The sequence below is a fragment of the Trichococcus sp. K1Tr genome, from assembly GCF_028309625.1.
Classification (GTDB): Bacteria; Bacillota; Bacilli; order Lactobacillales; family Aerococcaceae; genus Trichococcus.
On sequence record NZ_JAQMHR010000011.1, the window covers coordinates 24,577 to 46,167 of the forward strand.

The 21,591-nt window shown below is 49.5% G+C and carries 17 protein-coding genes; 11 read left to right on the top strand and 6 right to left on the bottom strand.

Annotation, left to right across the window (positions count from 1 at the left end; genetic code table 11):
• Positions 1-64 precede the first annotated feature (64 nt).
• The gene (gene topB / locus PH235_RS13365; RefSeq protein ID WP_272162797.1) at positions 65-2,239 is read left to right on the top strand and encodes a type IA DNA topoisomerase; all 2,175 of its coding nucleotides are present in this window, start codon (positions 65-67) and stop codon (positions 2,237-2,239) included.
• A gap of 51 nt (positions 2,240-2,290) precedes the next feature.
• Here the strand turns inward: topB and PH235_RS13370 are convergent, their stop codons facing one another.
• On the bottom strand, positions 2,291-2,632 hold the full coding sequence (locus PH235_RS13370) for a heavy metal-binding domain-containing protein (protein WP_272162798.1): 342 nt from the start codon (positions 2,630-2,632) through the stop codon (positions 2,291-2,293).
• A gap of 220 nt (positions 2,633-2,852) precedes the next feature.
• Between PH235_RS13370 and gloA2 the strand changes: the two genes are divergently transcribed.
• From gloA2 to PH235_RS13400, 6 genes are all read left to right on the top strand, one after another.
• Positions 2,853-3,233: an SMU1112c/YaeR family gloxylase I-like metalloprotein gene (gene gloA2 / locus PH235_RS13375; protein ID WP_272162799.1), complete on the top strand. Its 381-nt coding sequence runs from the start codon at positions 2,853-2,855 to the stop codon at positions 3,231-3,233.
• Positions 3,234-3,668: 435 nt separating this feature from the next.
• A complete protein-coding gene (locus PH235_RS13380; protein ID WP_272162800.1) occupies positions 3,669-5,006 on the top strand; it encodes a PTS sugar transporter subunit IIC in 1,338 nt (445 codons plus the stop codon).
• A 30-nt stretch (positions 5,007-5,036) separates the two neighbouring features.
• The gene (locus tag PH235_RS13385) at positions 5,037-6,452 is read left to right on the top strand and encodes a glycoside hydrolase family 1 protein (protein ID WP_272162801.1); all 1,416 of its coding nucleotides are present in this window, start codon (positions 5,037-5,039) and stop codon (positions 6,450-6,452) included.
• A 105-nt stretch (positions 6,453-6,557) separates the two neighbouring features.
• Complete coding sequence (locus tag PH235_RS13390) at positions 6,558-7,289, top strand: GntR family transcriptional regulator (RefSeq protein ID WP_272162802.1); 732 nt, start codon at positions 6,558-6,560, stop codon at positions 7,287-7,289.
• 114 nt (positions 7,290-7,403) lie between these two features.
• Entirely contained in the window at positions 7,404-8,393 is a 990-nt protein-coding gene (mgrA, locus tag PH235_RS13395; RefSeq protein WP_272162803.1) for an L-glyceraldehyde 3-phosphate reductase, read from the top strand.
• A gap of 240 nt (positions 8,394-8,633) precedes the next feature.
• The gene (locus tag PH235_RS13400; RefSeq protein ID WP_272162804.1) at positions 8,634-9,527 is read left to right on the top strand and encodes a DMT family transporter; all 894 of its coding nucleotides are present in this window, start codon (positions 8,634-8,636) and stop codon (positions 9,525-9,527) included.
• A 92-nt stretch (positions 9,528-9,619) separates the two neighbouring features.
• Here the strand turns inward: PH235_RS13400 and PH235_RS13405 are convergent, their stop codons facing one another.
• Positions 9,620-10,669, bottom strand: coding sequence for an aldose epimerase family protein (locus PH235_RS13405; RefSeq protein ID WP_272162805.1), 1,050 nt, complete (start codon positions 10,667-10,669; stop codon positions 9,620-9,622).
• Between the two features lie 353 nt (positions 10,670-11,022).
• Between PH235_RS13405 and PH235_RS13410 the strand changes: the two genes are divergently transcribed.
• Complete coding sequence (locus PH235_RS13410) at positions 11,023-11,883, top strand: ROK family protein (protein ID WP_272162806.1); 861 nt, start codon at positions 11,023-11,025, stop codon at positions 11,881-11,883.
• A gap of 77 nt (positions 11,884-11,960) precedes the next feature.
• Here the strand turns inward: PH235_RS13410 and manA are convergent, their stop codons facing one another.
• The 4 genes from manA to PH235_RS13430 all read right to left on the bottom strand — a co-directional run bounded on the left by manA (position 11,961) and on the right by PH235_RS13430 (position 16,837).
• Positions 11,961-12,920, bottom strand: a complete 960-nt coding sequence (manA, locus tag PH235_RS13415) for a mannose-6-phosphate isomerase, class I (protein ID WP_272162807.1) — start codon at positions 12,918-12,920, stop codon at positions 11,961-11,963.
• 276 nt (positions 12,921-13,196) lie between these two features.
• On the bottom strand, positions 13,197-13,910 hold the full coding sequence (locus tag PH235_RS13420) for a GntR family transcriptional regulator (protein WP_272162808.1): 714 nt from the start codon (positions 13,908-13,910) through the stop codon (positions 13,197-13,199).
• Positions 13,911-14,088: 178 nt separating this feature from the next.
• On the bottom strand, positions 14,089-15,417 hold the full coding sequence (celB, locus tag PH235_RS13425) for a PTS cellobiose transporter subunit IIC (RefSeq protein WP_272162809.1): 1,329 nt from the start codon (positions 15,415-15,417) through the stop codon (positions 14,089-14,091).
• Between the two features lie 25 nt (positions 15,418-15,442).
• Positions 15,443-16,837, bottom strand: coding sequence for a glycoside hydrolase family 1 protein (locus PH235_RS13430; RefSeq protein WP_272162810.1), 1,395 nt, complete (start codon positions 16,835-16,837; stop codon positions 15,443-15,445).
• Between the two features lie 189 nt (positions 16,838-17,026).
• Between PH235_RS13430 and PH235_RS13435 the strand changes: the two genes are divergently transcribed.
• The 3 genes from PH235_RS13435 (at position 17,027) to tkt (ending at position 21,581) form a co-directional block, all read left to right on the top strand.
• Positions 17,027-17,947: a Gfo/Idh/MocA family protein gene (locus PH235_RS13435; RefSeq protein ID WP_272162811.1), complete on the top strand. Its 921-nt coding sequence runs from the start codon at positions 17,027-17,029 to the stop codon at positions 17,945-17,947.
• 106 nt (positions 17,948-18,053) lie between these two features.
• Positions 18,054-19,439 (top strand): MATE family efflux transporter, encoded by a 1,386-nt coding sequence (locus PH235_RS13440; protein WP_272162812.1) that lies wholly within the window; start codon positions 18,054-18,056, stop codon positions 19,437-19,439.
• Between the two features lie 138 nt (positions 19,440-19,577).
• Positions 19,578-21,581 (top strand): transketolase, encoded by a 2,004-nt coding sequence (gene tkt / locus PH235_RS13445; protein WP_272162813.1) that lies wholly within the window; start codon positions 19,578-19,580, stop codon positions 21,579-21,581.
• Positions 21,582-21,591 lie beyond the last annotated feature (10 nt).

Here is a 21,591-nt window from a genome sequence, read left to right on the forward strand (position 1 = left end):
ATTGTAGGGTATCGATTGCCTTAAAAGTCTCAGACGGCAATCCTGTCAGGGAGGGAATTTCAGAATGAAAACAGTCATTTTAGCCGAAAAATCATCGCAGGCGGCTGCCTATGCGAGCTCTTTCCAAAAGAAGGCGACGGTTGCCGGGAACTACGTGATCCAGGACAGCCTGTTCGATGGCGAAACGGTAATCGTGCATGCATCCGGTCATCTGTTGGGGTTGTTGCAGCCGGAAGAATATGATCCGAAATGGAAAAAATGGAGCCTGGATCACTTGCCGATTTTCCCGGAAAACTACAAATACAAAATCCAATATGGAAAAGGCAAGCAGATGGCGAACATCAAGCAGCAGCTCAAGGAAGCGGACCGCATCATCATCGCCACCGACTCGGACCGCGAAGGGGAAAATATCGCCCGCTCGATCATCCGCCACGCCGGTGCAGAAAAAAAAGAGATGAAACGCCTCTGGATCAACAGTCTGGAATCCAATGAAATCCGCCGCGGGTTCAGCGAATTACTGGATGGGAAAGACACGTATCCGTCCTACATCGAGGCCCAAAGCCGGGAAATCGCCGATTGGTTGGTGGGGATGAATCTGAGCCGGCTATACACCATTGCGCTCCAGAAGGCCGGGATCAAAGAAGGTGCCTTTTCGGTCGGACGCGTGCAGACACCGACGCTCTTCATGATCTATAAACGCATGAAGGAAATCGCTGCCTTCAGGGAAGAGACACATTACGAGTGTTTGGCCCGGATCACGGTCACCAATGGGACATTCGAAGCGAAGTATCAGCATGAATTTGAGTCCAAGCAGGAAATGAAAACCTTCATTGCGGCGCACGGATTGGCGGCTGAGATGCCCGCCGTCATCAAGCGTTTCGAAGCCAACGAGAACAAACGCGAGTTAGCGCCGCGTCTGTATTCGCTCAGCGATCTGCAGCGGGCAGCCAATGCCAAATTCAAGATGGGCGCGAAAGACACATTGGCAACCGTCCAGTCTTTGTATGAAGCAAAGCTGCTTTCCTATCCGCGGACGGACGCGACGGTCATCACCAAAAATGAATTCGCCTACCTGAAGGCCAATCTTTCCGGTTATTTGGGCATATTGGGCCACACCATCGACAAGCCGAATCTGACTCCGCGCAAAAAATATGTCGATGATGCCAAAGTGCAGGAGCATTATGCCATCATCCCGACGAAAAAAGTGCCGGATCAGGCCCGAATCGCGAAATTGAATGCGAACCAGCAGAAAATCTATGATCTCGTCCTGCGCCGGACGATGGCGATGTTCGAAGAGGACTTCATTTACGATGAACCGACCATCATTACCGATATAGGCGGACTGGATTTCGTGGCTTCCGGAAAGATCATCAAGAATCTCGGATGGAAGAAGCTGGAAGGCAACACAAGGAAAAAAGGGGAACCTGAGGACAAAATCCTGCCGATGGTTACGGTAGGGGAAACCGGAACAGCCGTTTTGGCCACGAAGGAGAAGAAGACCACGCCTCCGAAGCCTTACACGGAAGGCACGCTGATTGCAGCCATGAAGAACGCCGGCAAAGAAGTAGATGATGCCGAAGACAAGGCAATCCTGAAGGAAACGCATGGTATCGGAACGGAAGCGACCCGTGCTGGTGTCATCGAAAATCTGAAGGACAGGGGTTACATAACCGCTTCGAAGAATCAGCTGGCGATTACCGAAAAGGGAACCCTGCTTTGTGAGGCGGTGGCCGGCAACAAGATGAGCGATGTCGCCTTCACGGCCGAATGGGAAAAATATCTGGCAAAAATCCATAAAGGCGAGGGCGATCAGGACTATTTCCTGGATAACATCAAACACTTCGTTATGGAAATCCTCGGCACCAAGAACGCGATGCTGCAGTCCGAAGGGATCGCGGAGCGCATCGATGCTGCAGGCGATGGTGCGGTCGTCGGTGTTTGCCCGGTCTGCGGGACAGAAGCGATCATCAAGGGGAGTTACCTCCAATGCCAGGACTACGGTGAGGCATGCGCATTCCGGATTTCCCGCTATATCGCCCGCCGCTATCTGTCTCCGGAGGAAGCGAAAGAACTCCTGGCCCGAAAAGAAACGAAGCGCCTTTCCGGTTTCAAGAAAAAAGACGGCAAGAGTTTTTCAACGGCTTTGCTGTTGGGGAAAGACGAAGCAGGCAATTATGCCGTTTCCTTCAAACCGTTCGCTCCGAGCAAGAAAAAGCCGGTGCGCAAAAAGACACAATGAACAGAAAAAAGGTATCCGGGAAATTGCTTCCCGGATACCTTTTTTGATTTTTTAGCCTAAATAGTCTGATTCGTCCATTAATTTCACGGCGGTGCCGCTGCAAGTGACCATCAGCATGCCGTTATCGGCTCCCAGCACTTCATAGTCCATCTTCATGCCGACGATGGCGTTTGCGCCTTTTGCAGATGCGCGATCTTGCATTTCCGCCAAGGCATTTTCGCGTGCCACAGTCAATTCATCCTCGTAGCTCTTTGAACGTCCGCCTACGATATTGCGGATGCCGGCTCCGAAATCCTTGAATACGTTGATGCCTGTGATGACCTCTCCGAAAACGATGCCTTGATAGGCAGCGATTTTTTTGCCCTCGATATGGGCTGTTGTTGTAATAATCATGTGACTTACCATCCTTTCTCCTAACGGTGAAACAATCAGTGCAACAAATCGATTATAACTTTCTGGTGATGCCTTCATTATATCAAAAGTCAGGCTTGAAAAGATACAGAAACCTGTCATCTTGGTGGCCGTTGGGCAGAAAAATGTTACAGGCAAGAGTGTACAGATTGTTCGTTAATGGTAAAATTACGGAAGACTCGAAACAGAAAGGGCTGTTACTATGAAATTTGAAAAAATTCACCATGTGGCGATCATCGCCTCCGATTATGAGGCATCCAAAGCCTTCTACACTGAGGTGTTGGAATTGCCGATCATCCGCGAAAACTACCGGGCGGAAAGGGATTCCTACAAGCTCGATCTCAAGCTGGGGGAGAGCGAAATCGAGCTGTTCTCTTTTCCGAATCCGCCTGAGCGTCCGAGCGGTCCGGAATCAGTCGGGCTCCGTCATCTTTGCTTCTATGTGGAGGATGTCGAGGCGACTGTGGCTGAATTGAACCGCAAGGGCGTGGAAACTGAGCCGATCCGGATGGATGACTACACGAACAAAAAATTCACTTTTTTCAAGGATCCGGACGGCTTGCCGCTGGAATTGCATGAATAAAGATTAGTCGAAACGGGGAGCGTCTCATTTGAGGCGCTCCCCGTTTTTTTCGGCCGTCCCAACCAATCTTACTGGCTGGGGATTTCATTTTTTCCCCCTCTAGCTCTGGGAACCCCATCAGCTCCGGTGAGGGCCCCTTCGCCGGAGTACAGTGTTGCTAATCGTTATCAACTCCGGCAAGGCCGATCTCATCGGAGAACGCATGGAAAATTACGGTCCGAACTTCGGCGAAGCCTTTGTTCACCGGAGTTCAGAGCAGCCGCCTCCGATCGAGGTGACGCATTCATCTTTTCAAAACTATAATTTGTAAACACAAATATTAAATAGGTATTTACAACGTGTGGGAAAGGGGTTACAATATGAAAAAGAGAGTTGGAGGAGGCAACTCAATCATCAATCAGAATAATCAGAACAAACAGTCTAGGAGGAAAAAGAATGGAAAATGCGAAGTGGATTGAACGTTTGAATATGATCGCCTATAAGATCAATGATTTGAAATATATCATCGCAATCAAAAATGCCTTTTCAATGTTGTTGCCGGTCATCATCACGGGTGCTTTTGCCACCTTGTTTTCGAACATGGTGTTCGATTCAACGAATGGATTGGCCCAATTTGAGGCTTTACGGTTCTTGGAACAAATGAAACCGATTACGCAGGCGATCAACTATGCCACCATGAACCTGATGACGATCGGTGCGGTTTTTCTGATCGGGATCGAAGTCGCCAAACTGAACAAAGTATCCGATCATTTCGCCGGGCTGTTGGCGGTCATCAGTTATGTCGCGACCATCCCGACGACGATTGAGGTTCTGTTTGAAGAGACGCCGGTTCCGGTGACAAATGTCCTTTCCAGCAATTATACAGGGTCCCGCGGTTTATTCCTGGGTATGTTCATCGCCATCTTATCCGTTGAACTGTACACCTGGTTGAGCAAACAGGAACGATTGAAGATCACAATGCCGGATACGGTCCCTACGAATGTTTCCCGCGGTTTTTCTGCTTTGATTCCGACTATTTTGACGGTGTCACTGATTGCGGCAGGTGCCCATCTGATTTTCATGATCACGGGTTTGACTTTGTATGACATCATTTATACGACCATCCAAGCGCCGCTTGCGAAAGTCGTTCAAGGCTTACCGGGTATCCTGTTGCTGATGTTCGTCTCACAGATTTTCTGGGTGATCGGGATCCACGGTAACCAAATGATCAAACCGATCCGCGAGCCGATTTTGTTGGCTGCCATCGCTGAAAATACAGCCGCTTTTGAAGCCGGCAAGGAAATTCCGAACATCATCAACATGCCATTCTGGGATATGTACATGAGCATGGGTGGATCCGGCGTTACGATTGGTCTCTTGATCGCCGTCTTCTTGGTTTCGAAGCGCGCCGACTTCAAGGAAATCGGCAAACTGTCTGTAGGCCCCGGACTATTCAACATCAATGAACCGCTTATTTTCGGGATGCCGATCATGCTGAATCCGATCATGGCGATCCCGTTCATCTTGACGCCGCTGGTTACAGGTACAATTGGTTACTTCGCGACGGTAATCGGATTTGCCGGCAAGGCGGTTGTGATGGTTCCTTGGACAACGCCACCATTGATCAGCGGCTATCTTGCGACAGCAGGCAGCCTGGGTGCGGTCGCTACACAACTGATCTGCATCGCTGTTTCCGTGTTGATCTATCTGCCGTTCGTGAAGGCCAGCAATCGTGCGCTTGCAGTGGAACCAGAAATCGAAAAAGAAGCAGAAGTGGCGGCAGCCATCGAATAATGAAAGATTTGAACAGAAAGGGGCATGAGTATGATTAAAAATATACCTGAAGGATTCATCTTGGGAGCATCTTCTTCTGCATGGCAGACAGAAGGCTGGAAGGGAAAAAAAGAAGGACAGGATTCCTACTTGGATATGTGGTACAAAGAGGAGCCTTTCGTATGGCATGAAGGCTATGGACCGGCTGGAGCGACCTCATTCTATGACCGCTACCACGAAGATGTAGTTTTGATGAAAAAAATCGGTCTGACGCATTACCGAACGTCGATCAACTGGGCGCGCTTCTTTACGGACTATGAAAATTCGGTAGTCGATGAAGACTATGCCCAGCACATCAGCGATGTCGTGGATGCACTGCTCGAGGCCGGAGTCGAACCGATGCTTTGCCTTGAACATTACGAAGTCCCTGCTTATCTGATGGAGAAATACGAGGGCTGGAGCTCGAAGCATGTTGTCGATCTCTATGCGAAGTATGCCGAAATAGCGTTCGATCGCTATGCGGACCGCGTCAAGCATTGGTTCACTTTCAACGAGCCGATCGTGGTCCAGACGCGTGTGTACCTTGATGCCATCCGCTATCCGCATGAGCAAGACACGGCGAAATGGATGCAATGGAATTTCAACAAGGTGATCGCCACGGCACGGGCAGTCCAAATTTTCCATGAAAAAGGCTACAGCGGTAAGATTGGAGCCATCCTGAATCCGGAGGTGACCTACGCGCGGTCCTCATCGCCGGCGGATCAAAAAGCCGCTCGGATGTATGATCTTTTGCATAACCGTATTTTTCTGGATCCATTGGTGAAGGGGGAGTATCCTGAAGAGTTGTTCGATGTGCTCGCGAAGCACGCGATCCCGTTTGAATATTCCGAAGAGGAACTGCTTATCATCAAAGAAAATACGGTGGACTATCTAGGGATCAATCTGTATTTCCCGAAACGGGTCCGGTCGCCGCGTTACGAGTGGAACAAGGAGACGCCGTTCCATCCGGAATACTATTACGAAGAGTTCTCTCTGCCTGGCAGAAGGATGAACACCTCGCGCGGCTGGGAAATCTACCCACAAATCATGTATGATATGGCCATGCGCCTGAAATCCGAATACGGAAATATTCCATGGTTTGTTGCGGAAAGCGGGATGGGCATCGAGCAGGAGGAGCGCTTTGCAGACAGCAAGGGCACCATCCAGGATGATTACCGCATCGCTTATATCACTGAACACTTGAGTTCCTTGTTGGATGCTGTCCAGGACGGGGCGAACTGCAAGGGCTACATGCTGTGGGCCTTCACCGATTGTGTCTCGCCGATGAATGCCTTCAAGAACCGCTACGGACTTGTGCGGATCGATCTGGAGGACGATAAGAAGCGTTCCCTGAAGCAGTCGGGCTATTGGTACCGGGATCTTATCAAAAGCAAACGACTTGAAGTGGCGGAGCACACATATAAGTGACATCTGTATTTCCTCATGTCTGTTGACCAGTTGTCTATGTTATAATCAACATGGAGAGATTTGTAAATACAAATTTTCGTATCACGTAGATAAGTGGTGAAGGACATGGCAAAATACAAAGAAGTTGCAAATGAAATCAGAAAAAGAATCAAAAGCGGAATCTATCATTCCGAAGAAAAAATTCCCGACCAGGAATCATTGGCGAAGGAGTTCGGCACTAGCCGCGTGACGGTAAAAAAAGCGCTCGATATGCTGAGCGTCGCCGGGTTGGTGTACACGATCCAAGGTTCAGGGACCTATGTGAAGAAAAATGCGGTCAATCTGGCCGAGCAGAGCATCCAAATCGGCCAGAACGTCGGCTTGACCGCTGCAGCCGGAGAACGACTGGAACTGAAGACGGAAGTGCTGGACTTCAACGTCCGCTTCCCGGATGAGGAAGAATGCAATCAACTGAGCATCACGCAGGAAGAACCCGTCTATGACATCAAACGGTTGCGGATACTGGATGAAAAACCGTATTCTTTGGAGCATACGATCATCCCGATTGTGCTGGCGCCGAACATCACGAAGGACATCCTGAACCGCTCCTTGTATGACTATCTCCAAGGGGATTTGGGTATCGTCTTTGGCGACAACCGGCAGACCGTCCGAGCGGTCAAACCGGATGAGAACGACAAAAAATATCTGCAGTGTTCCAATGAAGATCCGGTACTTGAAGTCAGCAAAGTCATGTTCCTGGAAAGAGGGACGCCCTTGGAATATTCAATCGTGCATCATCGCTATGACATGGTGGAGATGTCCTTCATCAACGTCAGCCGGGACGGACTGTTGGGATAGCTTTTACGGACAATGAGGTTGCGCGGCAACTTTCGTTGTCCGTTTTCCGTAAAAGCTTTGCGTTACAATAATGAAAACGCTATACTAGGTATATTAACTTGTTGAGGTGATGACATGTATCAACCGGCACAAAACAGATATGACAAAATGATTTATAACCGCGTAGGCAACAGCGGTCTGAAACTGCCTGCCATTTCCCTAGGGCTTTGGCATAACTTCGGCGAGGTGGATCTGTTCGAAAACTCGCGCAAAATGGTCCAACGCGCCTTCGATCTGGGGATCACCCATTTCGATTTGGCGAACAACTACGGTCCGCCTCCAGGCAGCGCGGAAGAAACATTCGGCAAGATTTTGAAAAAGGACTTCCTGCCTTACCGGGATGAAATGATCATTTCCAGCAAGGCCGGCTATGATATGTGGCCCGGACCTTATGGGGAATGGGGCTCCAAAAAGTATTTGACGGCGAGCCTTGATCAAAGTCTGAAACGGATGGGGCTTGATTATGTGGATATTTTTTATTCGCATCGTCCGGATCCGGAAACACCATTCGAAGAAACTGCGCAAGCATTGGATCTGATGGTCCGTCAAGGGAAAGCACTATATATCGGTATTTCCAGCTATTCTGCGGAGCAGACCACTGAAATTACAGCCATCTTCAAAGACTTGAAGACGCCGTTCATCATCCATCAACCGGTTTACAACATGTACAACCGTTGGATCGAGGATGGCCTGCAGGATGTTTTGACGGCCAACAAGTTGGGCTCCATCGCCTTCAGCCCGTTGGCGCAAGGCATGCTGACCGACCGTTATTTGCATGGTATTCCGGAAGATTCACGTGCGGGCAGATCTTCTTCACCGTTCCTGAATGCGGAAGGGGTGCAGGTAACCATCGAGAAATCACGCGCTCTGAACGAAATCGCGCAAAGACGCGGACAAACATTGGCTGAGATGGCCGTGGCTTGGATTCTCCGCGACGGGAAAGTCACGAGCGTACTGATCGGCGCCAGCAGAGTGAGCCAAATCGATGACAACGTAAAAGCGTTGGAGAACCTTGATTTCAGCAATGAAGAATTGGATGAAATCGAAGCGGTATTGGCAAAATAATAAAGTAGGAACGGCTTCCCGAAGCGATGTTATGCATCGTTCGGGGAGCTTTTTTTGCTGTTCGAAGACCGTAATTACCTCAGTGCGCAGGCATCATGAACAGAAAATAGTATTACTATTTTGCAGAAATCTGCTTGCAGACAATCAGAATGTTGGGTAAAGTGGATAAGTACGCCCGGATTGTTCATCAGCAACAATCCAATCAGGCAAGCATCTTTATTCATAGAAAGGGGCAGTGATATGACAGACAGAAGAAAGGGACAGATCGGACTTATTTTTGTGACGATGATATGGGGTTCGGGATTCGTCGTGAGCGCCATATCTTTGGAGTATTTTTCCCCCTACCAAATATTGACCATGCGTTTTTTGTTGGCATTTATACTGATGGGTGCAATTTTTTTCGGCCAGCTGAAGCATGCGACCAAAAAGACTTATCTAAAAGGCATAGGTCTCGGAACCATCCTTTACCTGGCTTTCTTGTTTCAGACGGTGGGGCTGGTCTACACGACCCCTTCGAAGAACGCGTTCCTTACCGCCTTCAATGTCGTGTTGGTGCCGTTCATAGGCGCACTGTTCTTCAAGAGGAAAGTGACGGCCCCGGCCATCGTGGGCGCGCTGTTGTCGATCGGCGGCATCGCCGTCATTTCCCTTACCGACTTCCACAGTGTAAACTTCGGGGATATGTTGACGCTGGTTTGCGCTCTGTTGTTCGCCTTGCAGATCATCTTCACGAACCGGTTCGTGCTAGGTGAAAACATTTATGCATTGACCACCATCCAGATGGGCACTGCCACTCTCTTAGGGGTGCTCGTATCGCTCGCAAGGGGAGAATTTTTGTTTCCGGCAGCCGCGGAAGGCTACTTTTCCATCATTTATTTGGGAACGGTCAGCACGATGCTGGGCTTTCTGATCCAAACGGCCTCGCAGCAGTTCACCAAAGAAACGGAAACAGCCATCATCCTGTCGTTGGAGGCCGTGTTCGGAATGGTCGCTTCGGCGCTTTTTCTGAAGGAAGAGATTACGTTGCGGATGCTTATCGGAGCAGCGCTGATTCTGGCCGGCGTGCTTGTGGTGGAACTGAAGCCGAAGACAACCTTGACAGAACGACAGTCCATTAAGGATGTCCAGGACTGAAGGTAATGGCAGTTTTTACGCTATCAACATGCAATAAAAGAAGGTGGACCGTAAATCATCCGGATTTACGGTCCACCTTCTTTTATTAGCTATCAGTCTTGGATTTCGAATTTGTAGATTGTTTCAGCCGAATAGACTTCATCCGGTCGGAGCGTGATGTCGCCGAAGCCTTCTTGGTTGATGGCGTCAGGCAATGCCTGCGTCTCCAAGGTGATGCCCGCGTATTGGATGACCGGGCTGCCGGAGATCGTGTACTTATCGATGGCGGCGTTATGCATATAAATCACGACGCAATCCTGATCCGTATACATTTTGACGGTTCGGCCGGATTCCACATCGCTGAGGATCGCATCAGGGTTTCCATCATCGTGCTGCAGCAGGAAAGGATGGTCGAAGCCGGCGACTTTTTGGGTCTGCGGGTGGTTCTGTTCAGCGGCAACTGTAAGTTTTCCTCCATTGCGGAAGTCAAAAGCGGTCCCTTCTGCAGGCAACAAGGCTCCGGTGGGAAGGTTGCCGTCGCCCAATTCGGCAAAAACGGCGCTGTTCAGTTGCAGATCGTGCTGCAGGATTGGTTTGCTGATGTCGCCGCTCAGGTTGAAGTAGACATGATTGGTCGGGTTGAACAAAGTCGCCTGATCCGTCGTTGCCCGATAAGTGACTTTCCATTCGTTCTCGGCAGTGAGCGTATAGCTGACCGTTACCGAAAGTGTTCCGGGATAGCCGTTGGCGCCGTCCGCGTCGGTCGTTGTGAAATGGATGCTGGCTTCATCAGCGGATGCCTGGATCTCCGCATCCCAGACATGCGTATCCAATCCAGCCGGCCCTCCATGGAGCTGATTGCCCCCCTCATTCACGACCAATTGATGCGCCGTTCCGTCCAGATCAAAAGCCCCTTTGGTGATGCGTCCGGCGATCCGGCCGATAGTGGCTCCGTAATACGGGCGATGCGTCACGTAATCATCCAACGAATCCATTGCCAAAATAACGTTCTCCGTCTTTCCGTTTTTGTCAGGCATCAAAAGTTCCGTGATGGTGGCGCCGTAGGTCATCGCTGTCAGGGAGATGCCGTTCGGATTCGTCAAGGTATAAGCCACAACATCCTTTCCGTTGGCTTGCCCGATTATTGCTTCAGAAACTTTCATTTTGTTTCCCCTCTCGTGGTTGCTTAGATTTGAGCGAATGCACACATCCGCTGTATTTTTCACTGAAATTGTAGATAAGTTTCCACTCTATTGTAAGCGTTTGAATTTTGTAAAGCAACAAAAATAGTAAAATATTTTATAATTTAAGTAAATATTTACTGATGGTTGTGACTTCATCAAAAAAAGTGCTGCATTTCAGCAGAAAATGCCTGAAAAACATGTTTCCGGTAACTGAAAGCGGTATAATGGGAAGAAGTGCGGGCATGCTGGATCATGACAAATCGGACGTCTTTTCATCTTGGTTCCGAGGGTGGCAACGCACGCGAAAACTAACCAATTGGAGTGATAAATTTATGCTAGTAGGTGGAATTGAAGCAGGCGGAACAAAATTTGTGTGCGCCATCGGAAATGAAAAGAATGAGTTGTTGGAACGGGTCGCTTTCCCGACGACTACGCCGGAAGAAACATTGGAGCAGGTGTTTGCTTTCTTTGATCGTTTTGATTTAGCTGCAATCGGAATCGGTTCCTTCGGGCCGATCGACGTCAACGCAGACTCGGAAACATATGGCCATATTCTCTCCACGCCAAAGTTGGCCTGGAAAGATTTTGATTTCCTTGGTGCCATGAAAGCAAGATATGCCGTTCCGATGGGGTGGACGACTGATGTGAACGGTGCTGCCTTGGGCGAATCCGCTCTGGGCGCCGCAAAAGGGATGAAGAACATCATGTACATCACAATCGGCACAGGTGTTGGAGCCGGTGCGATCGTCGACGGGAAAATCCTGCAAGGCATCGGGCATCCGGAAATGGGGCATATGTTGGTGCGTCCGCATGAAGATGACCACTATGAAGGTTTCTGTCCTTATCACGGCAATTGCCTTGAAGGCATGGCTGCCGGTCCTTCAATAGACGGACGGTTGGGTAAAGCCGGTAAAGATGTTGAGCCTACCGATGCGGTTTGGGATTACATTGCTTACTATATCGCGCAAGCTTTGGAAGCCTACACGGTCATTCTGCGTCCGGAGCGTATTGTATTGGGCGGCGGTGTCATGAAGGTTCCTGGTATGCTTGATAATATCAAAGCGAAATTTACGAAGCTGCTTGCCGATTATGTGCCGGTCCCTGCTGTCGATGATTACCTGGTGCTGCCGGGCTTGGGCGACGATGCTGGTATTACCGGTGCGATTATTCTGGCGAATGAAGTAAAAGCATAATAAACGATCGAATCAGCAACAGAAAAAGCGGCCCTTCCTGACGAAGCTATCGTCAGGAAGGGGCCGCTTTATTATTCTCAGCTGTTTTTCGGTCCGGGATTGGATGCTACCAGTTCCATTTTGCCGGATAGGGACCAAGTCGAAACGGTCGCAGGCAAGATGAAGTGGTAGCCTTTTTGCAACGGATAGGCTTTTCCGTCGACAGTCAGGGTGCCGCTACCTTCGATGACGCTTCCCAAGGTGTAGGGAGCCGTCTTTTTGAAGGCCATTTCCGAAAGGATGTCCCATTTATAGACAGTGAAATAGTCGCTTTCGATGAAAGTCGTCACGGTATTGCCATCCACTGTGGTTGTTTCGAAATGGTTCGCAGGATCCGTGTGCGGGATCATCGACACATCGATGGATTGTTGGATGTGCAGGTCACGGGTTTTGCCTTGATCGTCCTTGCGGTCAAAGTCGTAGACGCGGTAAGTTGTGTTGCTGCTCTGTTGCGTCTCCAGAATCGTGATACCGCCGCCGATGGCATGGATGGTGCCGCTTGGTACGAAGAAGAAGTCGCCTTTTTTTACTTTGACGTGGCGCAGCAAGGTATCCCAATTGCCTTCCGCAATCATTTCGGAAAACTGTTCTTTTGTTTGGGCATTGTGTCCGTAGATGATTTCGGAATCGTCATCGGCATCAATGATGTACCAGCATTCCGTTTTCCCCAACTCGCCTTCATGCTTCAGTCCATAAGCGTCATCGGGATGCACTTGGACGGATAAGGCTTCTGCAGCATCGATGATTTTGGTCAGCAATGGGAAGACGGGCGAAGTCGGGTTTTCGAACAGTTCAGGATGCTCCGCATAGAGGACATCCAGTTTGGTGCCGGCATATTGGCCGTTTTCCACGGCTCCGGTGCCATCCGGATGGGCGCTGATCGCCCAACATTCCCCGGTATGGTCGCTGGGAATGTCGTAACCGTAGATGTCGCGCAGCTTTGTGCCGCCCCAGATTTTTTCCTGCAGGACAGGTTGGATGAACAATGGCTCTTGCATATTTTTCCTCCTAGGTTTGAGTAGTAAATTTTCTTGATGAATTGAACAAAGCGCAGATTAACAAAATGCATTATGCATCTAAAAAGATGTCTAGCGGTCCAAGCCTGCCTCTCGGAAATTAGATAAATCTGACCCATTGCGCTCTGCGATGCTCATTTGCATGGGGCTCTTAGGGATTCATCCCTTAGAGCCCCAGTACAAGGTGACCGTAGGGAACGTTGCGAGGCCAGATTTCCTAAATTTCTTTCGAGGCAGAGCTGGCTTGGACCGCTTTTCCTATTGTTTGATGATATCGGTGATGGTGTAGGAACGTGTATCGAAGCGGCTGCGGGAAGTCGAGTATTCGAAAGGAGTCCCGTTCGTGAGATAAACGACCTGTTCCACTTCAAGGATCGGAGTATTCGCATCGCATTCCAGTTCTTGCCAATCCAGTTCATTGGATCGGTCGGCGTGGATTTTTCGGTAGGCGCCGCCGATTTTCAGCCCTAAGGTATCGCGGATATGGTCGTAGATGGAATGGTGGATGATGTCCTCCGTCAGGTTCTTCACCAATCCGGCCACAAAGTAGGTGTTTTCAAGTATATACGGTTTGTCGTCGATGATCCGTAGCCGCTGCAGATGATAGACAGGCTGATTATCTTCCAGCATCAACAAGGCTTGGATCGTTTTTGGGGGAAACATGATATCGAATAGGATGATTTTGCTCTTTACAGTCTTGTTCGGGAACTGTTTGGACAAGCCGGCGTATTCATCTGCTTTGGAATCTCCGCTGTTCCAGAGGGCGCTCTTGATGACGAAGGTGCCGACACCCCGTTTGCGGAAAATCAGTCCTTCCATTGCGATCATGTCGATGGCTTTCTTTAAGGTCATCCGGCTGACGCCGAATTCTTCCGCCAAGGCGATCTGGTCCGGGAGCATTTCATCTTCCGCATATTCGCCGTCAGCGATGCGGCGCCGCAATTCATCCGCTATTTCTTCATATTTTTTCATTAGAGTCGATCCTCCCGGGAATTACACGATTTCATTCCCCATTATACCGTAATGGCTAGACTTGAAACAAGTTAACCTTTACATTTGGCTGATTAAGGAAAGGCAAATGGCCCGAAGCAGGTTGCCTCGGGCCATTTGCTCAAAAAATCAGAGAATGCAGTTTCCGGAATGAATCAGCTTAGTTTTTTGATTGCGCGCCTTGCAAGGAAGTGCGCTCAGGTGCTTGCTCATCATCCTCGACAGTGAGTGCCAAATTCGCTTTATCGACAACCTTCAGGAATGGATACCACATCACTCCGACGATTGCGAAGTCGATCAGCTGAAGCACGCCGCCCATAACCGAGTTGGTGGCCATCATACCGCTGAAGAACAACGGAACAGTCCAAGGAACCGTTACGCCTGTTGGAGTAGGGAACAAACCGGATGCCATCGACAAGTAATTGACGGTCGTTACGATCAGCGGTGTCAATACCCAAGGGATCAGGATGGAGGCATTCAATACGATCGGCAAGCCGAAGATGACAGGCTCGTTTACGTTGAATATTCCAGGTCCGATCGCCAGCCGACCGATGTCTTTCATTTGTCTGCTCTTCATGACGAAAGCCATCAAGATGACTACCATCAATGTCATACCGGAACCGCCCAGGCCGACAGTGAATGTCTCCATGAAAGGTTTCGTGATGATGTGCGGCAGTGCTTCGCCGGCTTTAAAAGCATCCAGGTTTTCCAGAGCCAAGGTGTTCCAGATCGGGTCCATAACGGAGTTGACGATGATTTGGCCGTGAAGACCGAAGAACCACAGGATTTGGACAAAGAACAAGGAAAGCAGGGTTGCGGGCAAGCCGCTGCCTAAACCTACCAACGGTTTTTGGATGACGGTGTAGACCACATCATGCAAGTTTGTCGTGAACACGCCGGAAACAAAGGCATTCACAAACAAGAAGATGGTCAGAGTCGAAATGGCAGGGATCAGGGAAGCGAAAGAACGGGCAACGGCATCAGGAACACCTTCAGGCATTTTGATGACGATGCCTTTTTTCGTGATGCGGACATAGATTTCAGCCGCAAGGAAAGCAGCCAGCATCCCGATGAACATCCCTTTTGCGCCCAAGCGATCCAAGGACAGCGCGCCGCTTACTTCAGCGCCGTCTGCAGTCGTGAAGCTGAAAGGTGTCAAAATCAGATAAGAAGCCAGCGAAACAGCTCCACCGAAGATGCCGTCCTCATCATAGGAACGGGTCAGGTAATACCCGATACCGAATGTGATGAAGATCGTCATGATGGACATGGTCGCATTTTGGCCGTTTCCGAAGAGACCGCCCAACGTTCCTTTCAAGTCATCGCTCCAGAAGGGCAGGTTGTTCAGCACCACTACGATGGAACCGAACATTGTCAGTGGGAAAGAAAGCATAAAAGCGTCACGCAATACTGCCAAGTATCTGTTTGAGCCGAGCTTGCCGGCAAGCGGAGTCAATTTTTCGGCTAAATTATCAATAAAATTATTCATTAGTCATTTTCCTCTCTTAGAAAACTTATGCGTCAAAACCATTATTGTCAGAAACCTCTTTGAACCAGTAGCCACTTTTCTTGATTGTGCGTTTTCCTTTTTCCGCCAGATCGACCGCTATGAATCCGTAGCGGTTTTTGTAGGCATTGGTCCAGGACCAGTTATCCATGCACGTCCACATGTGGTAGCCTTTCACGTTGCAACCCTCCTGCAACGCTTGATGGACATATTTCAGATGATCTTGGACAAATTCGATACGGTAATCATCATCAATCCTGCCATCCGCGTTGATGTAGCGCTCTTCGCCTTCCACACCCATCCCGTTTTCGGAAATGTAGCAGGGCAGGTTGCCGTAGTTGTCGCGGACATTGATCAGGCAATCATAAATGCCTTTCTCGTAGATTTCCCAGCCGCGGTACGGATTCATTTTGCGTTCCGGCCAGATGTAGTTGTCGAAGTAATCATCCGGCATCGGCTTGTCGGACAAGCGTTCCGTGCTTTCTTTTTTCATGATGCGTCTTGGCTGATAGTAATTGATCCCCAGAATGTCGATGGTATTATGTTGGATGAGTTCTAATTCCGATTGCGTATATTCCGGTAGGTAATCCAATTCCTTCAACAGCGAAACCAAATCTTCGGGGAAGGTACCTTTGATGGCAGGATCCAAGAAGGAACGGTTGAAGAAGGCATCCGCGAGACGGGCTGCCTTGACGTCTTCAGGATCATTCTCATTGCGCGGGTAACTAGGCGTCAGATTGAGGATGATACCGATTTGCCCGTCAAGGTTCATTTCATGATAAATTTTGATGGCTTTTGCGCTTGCCAAAGTTTCGTGATAAGCGACTTGAACGGCTTTTTTCATATCCACGACACTTGGGTAGTGGAATTGGTAGAGATAGCCGCCTTCGACCGGAACGATCGGTTCATTGTGGGTGAACCATTTTTTTACGCGGTCGCCGAACAGCTCGAAGCAGATGCGTGCGTAATCCGCATAGGCATCCACGACTTCTTTGCTTTCCCAGCCTCCTTTCTGTTGTAATGACAACGGCATATCAAAGTGATAAAGGTTCATGAAAGGTTCGATGCCGTTGGCCAACAGCTCGTCGATGTAGCTGTTGTAAAACGCCACCGCTTCTGGATTCACTGTGCCGATCCCGTCCGGAATCAGACGGCTCCATTGGATGGAGGTTCGGTACGTAGTGTGTCCCGTTTTTTTCATGAGTGCTATATCTTCTTTGTAGCGATTGTATACGTAGGATGTGTCTTCAGGGCCGACCTGATTGAAGAACAGTTCCGGGTTCTGCTTGTACCAATGATCCCAGATGCTGTCCCCCTTGCCGTCTCCGGCAACCGTGCCCTCTGTCTGCGGTCCGCTTGCTGCCGATCCCCACCAGAAACCTGCAGGAAATTCGTATTTCATCTAAACAACTCCTTTTCTATGTCTATACATAACTTCAAATAGAATTATACAAAACAGAAAAAGAAAATGCAATCGATTTCAACGAAAAATATATATTTTTATTATTTCTCAATTATTTTTGCGTTCTGACGAGAATTGGGGAGTTGATTATGGTATAAAGAGAACAAACAGGTTTGGAGGCGATAGGTGATGAAAATTGGAGTCATCGGGTTAGGTAACATTGCGCAAAAGGCGTATCTTCCGGTCATGGTCGAGATGCAGGATGAGGTGGAATGGCATCTGTGCTCGCGGAATCGGGAGACGCTGGAAACTGTAGGGAAAAAATTCGGCTTCCGGCATTTGTACACTTCGATTGAGGAATGGTTGGACAGCGGAATCGAGGCTGCTTTTGTGCACGTAGCTACCGTTGCCCATGCGGAAATCATCCGCAAGCTATTGGAGCGCGGCATTTCGGTCTATGTGGACAAGCCCATCAGTGATGATTTGGAAGAAACAAAGCAACTGATCGAGTTGGCGGATGCCAAGGGATTGCTCCTTACCGCTGGCTTCAATCGCCGGTTTGCTCCGATGGTGGAACGGCTGAAAGGGATCCCTGATAAAAAGATGATCCTGATTCAGAAGGATCGCGTGAAGAACGTGGAACCGGTCCGTTTTGCTGTCTATGATCTGTTCATCCATATCGCGGATACGGCTTTGTATTTATTGGATGATGAGGTGGTTTCGGTGCAATCGCATCTGGTCGAAACCGAAGGGGAACTGAAACGGCTATGGCTGATGCTCGAAACGAAGAGCACCACTTGTTTCGTTTCAATGAACTATGAAGCGGGAGCCAATCAGGAAGTCATGGAGGTCCAAAGTCCTGAGGGGATTGCGCGCGTCCTGAATCTGACCGACATGACCATTGGACAAAAAAATGGCAAGCAGCAAATTGCTTTTGGCGATTGGGAAGGGACGCTCCGCAAGCGAGGATTCGCACCGTTGATCGGTTCGTTTGTCGCAGGCATAAAGGAACATACTAACCCCGTCTCCACAGAATCGAGCTATCTGAGCCACTCTTTGTGCGAGAAAATTCTCGCCGACAACGGATTCGGAAGCAAGCCAAACGAATAGGCCGGAATTTTTGTAGGTACAATTTACATATTTTTGTTAATTTGTTCGTACATCTCTGGTATAATATAAATCAGCAAGGCCAAGGATCATCAAATGGAGGTGAAGGATGACAAAAGATATGACTGCCGGCAGTCCCGCGAAGCTGCTCGTGCTGTTCGCGGTTCCGATGCTGATAGGGAATATATTCCAACAACTTTACAGCTTAGCGGACACGATCATCATCGGCAGGACATTGGGAGTGGACGGACTGGCGGCCATCGGATCGGTCGGCGGGGTGCTCTTTTTTATCCATGGATTCGGGATCGGGGTCACTTCGGGTTTGGGAATCGTCATCGCGCAGCGTTTTGGCACGAAAAATGAGGAGCGGATCCGGAAAAGCATCACGATAAGCGTCTGGATCACTCTTTTCATGACTGTTCTTATAACCATCCTGAGCGTTTGGCTAGCTGAAGATATCCTGTTGTTCATGGATACGCCGGCAGAAATACGCAAGGAAGCCGAAGCTTACTTTTTGACTTTGATGTGGGGTTCGGTGGCGATCATGGTATTCAATTTGTTGAGCAACATCCTGCGTTCACTGGGTGACAGCAAACTTCCATTGGTCATCCTGGTGATTTCTTCCATATTGAATGTGGTATTGGATTATGTTTTCATTGTCTGGTTTTCTATGGGGGTTGCAGGAGCAGCGCTGGCGACAGTTGCGGCGCAATTATTCGCCAGTTTTCTCTGTTTCGTATATATCCGGAAAAAAATGGCGATTCTGCGCTTTTCCAAAGAAGATTGGCGCATGCAGCCCGCGGACTTCTCGTTGCCGTTGAAAATTTCGCTCCCGATCGGTCTGCAAGCCTCCATCATTTCGATCGGTTTGATTGTATTGCAGAAAAGTCTGAATGGCTTTGGACCGGAAGCGGTCGGTGGATACGCCATCGCCCAAAAATTGGACATCATGGCAACTTTGCCGATAGCCTCCATCGGTATCGCGATGGCGACTTTCGCAGCCCAAAACTACGGGGCCGGATTGTATTCGCGTATTTGGGCAGGCGCGCGCATCAGTTTGCTGCTGTCCTTTGTCTACAGCATTGTTTTAGGAGGAGCGCTTTTGTTCTTCGGGACGGATATCATCCGGCTGTTGTTCAATCAGAATGATCCGGCAGTATTGGCATATGCGCATACGTATTTTATTGCGACGGCCAGCTTCTATCTTGTATTGACGACGTTGATCATTTTGCGGTATACGCTGCAAGGTGTGGGGGACAATGCCGCGCCTACCTTTGGGGGTGTGATGGAGATGGTCGCGCGCGTCCTTGTTCCGTTGGGATTTTCCGGTCTGCTAGGCTACCAAGCTGTTGCTTTTGCCAACCCGATTGCATGGGTGGGAGCTGCCGTTCCGATGATGTACGCTTATCGTCAGTTGAAAAGAAAATTGACCTCTTTGGAGGAGAACAGACGCAAGGAAGCCGAGGGTGAGCGATTGGTTGAATTGTCGGATTGATAATCCATTATTGATGCATATCTAAGTTAATAAACTGATATAAACCGATTCGGAATATGTTATAATAAGATTAAATCATGATTAAAAAAGTTTGTTGAGGAGTTCAATACTAGATTCACTATCTTGAGGAGGAAAAAAATGTTTGATCAAATTGATGAGTTAGCAGTTAATGCAGTACGTACACTTAGCATAGACGCCGTACAGAAGGCCAATTCAGGACATCCTGGTTTGCCGATGGGAGCCGCTCCGATGGCCTACGCGCTTTGGACAAAACATTTGAAAGTCAACCCTAAGAACAGCTTGTGGGCAGACCGTGACCGTTTCGTATTATCGGCTGGACATGGGTCATCCATGTTGTACAGCTTGTTGCACTTATCCGGCTTCGCTGTAAGCCTGGACGACGTGAAGAACTTCCGTCAATTCGGCAGCAAAACACCTGGACACCCGGAAGTGCATGACACAGACGGCGTGGAAGCGACGACTGGTCCTTTGGGACAAGGGATCGCGAATGCGGTCGGTTTTGCGATGGCTGAAGCGCACTTGGCTGCTACCTACAACAAAGAAAACTTCCCGGTTGTGGATCACTATACTTACTTCCTGAACGGCGACGGCGATCTGATGGAAGGCATCTCCCATGAAGCAGCCAGCTTGGCTGGCCACTTGAAATTGGGCAAACTGATTGGTTTGTATGACTCCAACGACATTTCCCTTGACGGCCCAACATCGAAATCCTTTACGGAAGACGTGGCTGCTCGTTTTAAAGCTTACGGTTGGCAGCATATCCTGGTGAAGGACGGCAATGATCTGGAAGCCATCTCCAAAGCCATCGAAGAAGCGAAAGCTGAAACCGAAAAACCGACTTTGATCGAAATCAAAACCATCATCGGCTTTGGTGCTCCTGACGCAGGAACGCATAAAGTGCATGGTGCTCCCCTTGGAGCGGAAGGCGTTGCTTTTGCTAAAGCGGCTTACGGCTGTGCGGACGAAGCTTTCTGCGTACCGGCTGAAGTGACAACCCGTTTCAATGAAAAAATGGTTGAAGAAGGCCAACAGGCTGAAGCAGCTTGGACAGCGATGTTCAACGACTACAAAGCCGCTTATCCGGAATTGGCGCAACAATTCGAAGCTGCCATCGACGGTAAATTGCCTGAAGGTTGGCAAGACAAACTGCCGACTTATGAAGTGGGCAGCGCAGCCAAAGCAAGCCGTGTGACCAGTGCTGAAGCGATTCAAGCATTGGGTGAAGTTGTACCTTATTTCTGGGGCGGTTCTGCGGACTTATCGTCTTCAAACAACACAATGATCAAATCGGCAAGCGATTTTGAGCCGGGCAACTATGCCGGCCGCAATATCTGGTACGGTGTGCGCGAATTCGCGATGGCCGCTATCATGAACGGCATCGTTCTGCATGGCGGAACGAGAACGTATGTAGGGACATTCTTCGTCTTCACTGACTACTTGCGCCCAGCGATGCGTTTGGCTGCCATTTCGCACTTGCCTGGCACTTACGTGATGACGCATGACTCAATCGCGGTCGGCGAAGACGGCCCGACGCATGAGCCTGTGGAACACTTGTCCAGCTACCGTGGCATGCCGAACTTGACGGTTCTGCGTCCGGCCGACGGCAACGAAGTCAGTGCTGCATGGGAAATCGCAGTGTCTTCAGCGGACAAACCAACGATGTTGGTACTGACGCGCCAAAACTTACCTGTTTTGGAAGGCACAAAAGAAATGGCCCGCGAAGGCGTGAAGAAGGGTGCTTACGTACTTTCTCCACAACAAGGCGAAACGCCTGCCGGCATCCTGATTGCAACCGGTTCGGAAGTGAACTTGGCTGTGGAAGCTCAAAAACAATTGCGTGAAGCTGGAGTGGACGTATCTGTTGTCTCCATGCCGAGTTTCGATCTGTTCGAAGCGCAGGATGCAGCCTACAAAGAAACAGTCCTACCTGGCGCAGTCCGCAACCGCATGTCCATCGAAATGGGCGCGACCTTCGGTTGGGAACGTTATGTTGGTCTGGATGGCCTAGCTTACGGCATCGATACTTACGGTGCAAGCGGCAACGGCAACGTGGTAATGGCGGAATATGGCTTCACTACTGAAAAAGTGGTTGCAGCTTATCAAGCAAAATTCGCAAAATAGACTTCAATTT

Bases quoted from the DNA above. Each gene is read 5' to 3' on its own strand.
- topB (WP_272162797.1), top strand. From the start codon at position 65: ATGAAAACAGTCATTTTAGCCGAAAAATCATCGCAGGCGGCTGCCTAT.
- PH235_RS13370 (WP_272162798.1), bottom strand. From the start codon at position 2,632: ATGATTATTACAACAACAGCCCATATCGAGGGCAAAAAAATCGCTGCC.
- gloA2 (WP_272162799.1), top strand. From the start codon at position 2,853: ATGAAATTTGAAAAAATTCACCATGTGGCGATCATCGCCTCCGATTAT.
- PH235_RS13380 (WP_272162800.1), top strand. From the start codon at position 3,669: ATGGAAAATGCGAAGTGGATTGAACGTTTGAATATGATCGCCTATAAG.
- PH235_RS13385 (WP_272162801.1), top strand. From the start codon at position 5,037: ATGATTAAAAATATACCTGAAGGATTCATCTTGGGAGCATCTTCTTCT.
- PH235_RS13390 (WP_272162802.1), top strand. From the start codon at position 6,558: ATGGCAAAATACAAAGAAGTTGCAAATGAAATCAGAAAAAGAATCAAA.
- mgrA (WP_272162803.1), top strand. From the start codon at position 7,404: ATGTATCAACCGGCACAAAACAGATATGACAAAATGATTTATAACCGC.
- PH235_RS13400 (WP_272162804.1), top strand. From the start codon at position 8,634: ATGACAGACAGAAGAAAGGGACAGATCGGACTTATTTTTGTGACGATG.
- PH235_RS13405 (WP_272162805.1), bottom strand. From the start codon at position 10,669: ATGAAAGTTTCTGAAGCAATAATCGGGCAAGCCAACGGAAAGGATGTT.
- PH235_RS13410 (WP_272162806.1), top strand. From the start codon at position 11,023: ATGCTAGTAGGTGGAATTGAAGCAGGCGGAACAAAATTTGTGTGCGCC.
- manA (WP_272162807.1), bottom strand. From the start codon at position 12,920: ATGCAAGAGCCATTGTTCATCCAACCTGTCCTGCAGGAAAAAATCTGG.
- PH235_RS13420 (WP_272162808.1), bottom strand. From the start codon at position 13,910: ATGAAAAAATATGAAGAAATAGCGGATGAATTGCGGCGCCGCATCGCT.
- celB (WP_272162809.1), bottom strand. From the start codon at position 15,417: ATGAATAATTTTATTGATAATTTAGCCGAAAAATTGACTCCGCTTGCC.
- PH235_RS13430 (WP_272162810.1), bottom strand. From the start codon at position 16,837: ATGAAATACGAATTTCCTGCAGGTTTCTGGTGGGGATCGGCAGCAAGC.
- PH235_RS13435 (WP_272162811.1), top strand. From the start codon at position 17,027: ATGAAAATTGGAGTCATCGGGTTAGGTAACATTGCGCAAAAGGCGTAT.
- PH235_RS13440 (WP_272162812.1), top strand. From the start codon at position 18,054: ATGACAAAAGATATGACTGCCGGCAGTCCCGCGAAGCTGCTCGTGCTG.
- tkt (WP_272162813.1), top strand. From the start codon at position 19,578: ATGTTTGATCAAATTGATGAGTTAGCAGTTAATGCAGTACGTACACTT.